This is a genomic window from Acinetobacter sp. 24-47-39, assembly GCF_056783825.1.
The window spans coordinates 1-438 of sequence record NZ_JBWYIP010000039.1 but is presented as its reverse complement, the minus strand read 5'-3'; the positions used below and the strand labels follow the sequence as shown (position 1 = coordinate 438).

The following is a 438-nucleotide window of genomic DNA, read 5'->3' as shown; positions in this document are numbered from 1 at the left end:
GGTTGATAAAACGCCAGCCCATGGTGGTGTCTTCAATCTTTTGACTACGACCAAATGCACTCTCAGATTTACCCATCACAAATGGGGCACGTGACATGGATTCAACACCACCTGCCACAATCACGTCAGCCTCACCAGCTTTAATGGCACGCGCGGCCATTGCTACGGTATCGAGTGATGAACCACATAAACGGTTGACTGTGGTTGCAGGTACTGTATAAGGGATACCTGCTAAAAGCGCCGACATACGACCGACGTTACGGTTATCTTCACCGGCTTGGTTGGCACAGCCAAATAAAACGTCATCGACGACATTCCAATCCACAGAAGGGTTACGTTCCATTAATGCTTTTAATGGCACTGCACCTAAGTCATCCGCACGGACAGGGGCTAAACCACCGGCATAACGACCAAAAGGCGTACGGATGGCATCAATGA

Annotated in this window: 1 protein-coding gene; it reads right to left on the bottom strand. The window is 49.5% G+C overall.

Going from position 1 to position 438, the window contains the following annotated elements:
* The coding region (locus AC1M9C_RS14945; RefSeq protein WP_481953979.1) for a thiolase family protein at nucleotides 1-436 on the bottom strand (436 nt) is incomplete at its 3' end.
* Nucleotides 437-438 lie beyond the last annotated feature (2 nt).